Annotated in this window: 3 protein-coding genes; all 3 read right to left on the reverse strand. The window is 59.3% G+C overall.

What is annotated here, in order from left to right; all coding sequences use genetic code 11:
• Positions 1-197: 197 nt before the first annotated feature.
• Positions 198-1,025, reverse strand: coding sequence for a MipA/OmpV family protein (locus tag AC1DT3_RS15830; protein WP_477466201.1), 828 nt, complete (start codon positions 1,023-1,025; stop codon positions 198-200).
• A gap of 96 nt (positions 1,026-1,121) precedes the next feature.
• Positions 1,122-1,859, reverse strand: coding sequence for a L,D-transpeptidase (locus tag AC1DT3_RS15835; protein WP_477466202.1), 738 nt, complete (start codon positions 1,857-1,859; stop codon positions 1,122-1,124).
• 177 nt (positions 1,860-2,036) lie between these two features.
• Positions 2,037-3,318, reverse strand: a 1,282-nt coding sequence (locus AC1DT3_RS15840) for a sensor domain-containing diguanylate cyclase (RefSeq protein ID WP_477466203.1), incomplete at its 5' end; no start/stop codon positions are given.

The raw sequence follows: 3,318 nt of genomic DNA on the forward strand, positions 1-3,318 counted from the left end.
CTTTTTTACGGGACGGCGGCCGCATACGCATCCGAGATACGCCGGTCTTCGCGTTGTGGAGAGTATAGTCAGTCGTGACGAGAACGCGTCGGGACGATATCGCCAAGTAGCGATCCGCGAGCCGGGCAAGCCTGCCTCAAGGCACGCAAACAGCCGAAAGCCGTCCACGGGACGGCGTTCAACGTCCTACGGTCAGATCAAAGTCCGGTATCGAAGGAGTAGGAAACCGTCAGCCCGAGACCGATCTGATTCTCCGATCCGAAGCGCTTGACGATCGGGCTGTCGGCGGCATCGCCCACCAGGCGCTTGTAGGACACGAAGGCGGTCGTCGACCATTGTGCCGACCAATCGTAGGTCAAACCCAACGTCGCTCCAACCGATGTGAACCCACCCGAAGGATTGTAGGGCGTAACGAGGCCGTTCAGCGACGCCTCATACGGCGTGACCCCGAAATAGGTTTTCACGAACTCGCTGTCGCCAAGCCCGACGCGGGGACCGACGGAAACCGTGAAGGCGCCGAACTGCTGAACCCAATCGAGCCCGAGATCAGCCACAAAACCTTCGTGCCCGTTGATGCCATGGCGAATTTCAGCGCGGGCGCGCAGGAATGCGACGGGCCAATATTCGACGAAGACACCCGGCTCGATGGCCCAGTTGACTTTGTCGAGGCCGAACAAGCGGCGATCGTCCTTCAGATATCGTCCGCCCTGAAACCGGCCGACGATGCCAATTCGCAATCCCGACTCTTCTAAGACCGAGAAGCTGAAGCCATCGTCTGGCRCGCTGAAGTTCCGCGGCGCGCCAGGACGGCTGAGGCTGAGAGACGGAAAAGCGACGAAGCTGAGATCGTCAGCGCCAGGATAGGACGAGCCGACGCGAACGTTTCCTTTGACCGTGGCGATCCAACCGGTGGCCGGGATCTGCAAAGGCTGGAAGACCGGATCGGCCGCAAGCGCCGGCGTCAAGACCGAGCCTGCCATCAGACCTGCCGACAGCAAGGCGGCATTGTGCACCCGACGCTTCATCGCTCACTCTCCAAAAAGATAGTTTTCGTCTTCAAGTCGAGAGCGAGCAATGTCAAGTGACCTTTGGGCAACAAGCTGAAAACTCGTCAAAAATCCTTAACCATCAGTGAGATCGAAGTCGCCGTCGGTCGCCGCCTCGAACTGCCGATTATTCAGGACAACGACCGGCGCCCCGACAGGAACGCGGTTGTAAAGGTCGATAATATCCTGATTGAAGAGACGGATGCAGCCGCTCGAGACGGCCTGACCGATGGAGTCAGGCTCCGACGTCCCGTGAAGCCGATAAAGCGTGTCTCGATCTCCTTGATAGAGATAGAGCGCACGGGGTCCCAGCGGGTTTTCTAGCCCGGCAGGCATACCGGCTGCCCAGGGACGATTTTTCTCTGGATTGCGCTTGATCATGTCGGCAGTCGGCGTCCAGCGCGGCCATTCGGCCTTTCTGCCAACCCGCGCCCGGCCGCTCCAGGCCATGCCTTCCGCACCCACACCTATACCGTAACGAATGGCGCGCCCGTTCTCGCGAACGAGATACAGATAGCGATTGGCCGTATCGACCACGATGGTGCCCGGCTGCTCGCCTCCCGTGTAGGCAACTTCCCGACGCAGGAATTGCGGATCGACGCCTTGCAGATCGGTGGCCGGCAGCGAGAACGTCTCATCGGGCTTCGGACCGTACATCGCCGCGTACATCGGATCAGGACCGATCCGCTTGTTCTGCGTCACTTGTTGCGAACTGGACACGCAACCCGCAGTCGCGAGCGAAATGAGGACGGCGCAAATAGCGGGGACGCGGTGGCTCGTAACGCGGCTTATCGCCTTGCGGAGGACAAACATCAGTTGGGACTCGTTTTCGTTTCTGATTATTGATCGATAGCGTCGACATAACGCCGACGACACGGCGAAGGTTCAAGTCATCCGCGATGGCCGAAAAGTGGATTGCTCATGGCCAAACTATGGCTGACGGCGAGCGTGGCATTAGAGCCACAACTTCACGTTCGCGCCCCGACAGCGTCACGCACTCTTGATGCAGTTTCTTCCCGACGCTTTGGCACGATAGAGAGCGGCGTCGGCAGCAACCAGGAGTGAGTCCGCGTTCATTCCCTGCAGCGGCACGATGCTGGCAACGCCGACACTGATCGTCGCGACATTGTGAGAACTCGTGGCGTGGAGAATGCCACGTCCCAACAGGGCGTTGCGCATGTTCTCTGCCACGGTGAGAGCGTGCCCGAGATCTGCGTCGGGCAGCAGGATCGTGAACTCCTCGCCACCGTAGCGAGCGACATAGTCCCGAGGTCGGTGCAGCTCGCTTCGAACGACCTTTGCAATCGTCGTCAACAGATCATCGCCTTTGCCGTGACCGTAATGATCGTTGAATCCCTTGAAGAAGTCCGCATCTATGAAAAGGACGGAGAGGGGTCGTCCCGAGCGAATGGCGTCGGCCCATTCCCGCGCGAGCGTCGCGTCGAAAGCGCGCCGATTTGGAAGTCCGGTCAATCCGTCTGTCGACGCGAGTTGTGCCAATTCAGCTTCCGCGATCCTCCGGCGGCTCAGCTCACGCTGAAACAGATACGTCAGCGAGACGACCGCCGAGCACAGCAATGTCGTGATGACGCCGAGAACGACAGCTTTTTTCCACCAACTCGAAAGGATCTCCTCGACCGACACCGCAACCGTGAGAAAAACCGGAAGTCGCCCCACCGGAGCGAATGTAAAGAGTCGTCGAACGCCGTCGACACTGGACGTCCCGACAAAGGCGCCGGAGCGTTCGCGCACGAAACGCTGGAAGTTTTCCGATTTGCTGAGATCCCGATTGATATCCTCTTCGACGAAGGGCTGGCGCATGAGAATGACGCCATCGTTGCGCAGAAGATTGAGCGCACCGTCTTTTCCCAGCTTGAGGCTGGCGAAGGCGGATCGCAGATTCGATAATGAGATCGCACCCATCACGACGCCGGCGAAACTCCCGTCGGGGTGAGACAGGCGTCGGCTGATTGCAAAGCTCAGATCACCGTTACGGAGCCGGCTGCGATAGGGTCGGCTAATGTAGAGACCGACGTCGGCTGGGTTCTTATGAACCAAGAAATAATCGCGATCGGCGAAGTTTCCTGGCCGCGGCACCACCGCTGCTGCGTCGGCAACCACATCCCCGGCTTCATTCAAGACGAGAATGGAGCCCATATAAGTCGTCGTCGCTGCCCGGTCGAACAGGATCAGATGCTGAATATCACGCGGAAGTTTATCGAGCCCGTCATAGCCCAGCCCCTGGACGACGCCCTTGAGCGACAAATCGAAC

Source organism: Microvirga sp. P4_G7 (assembly GCF_056401005.1).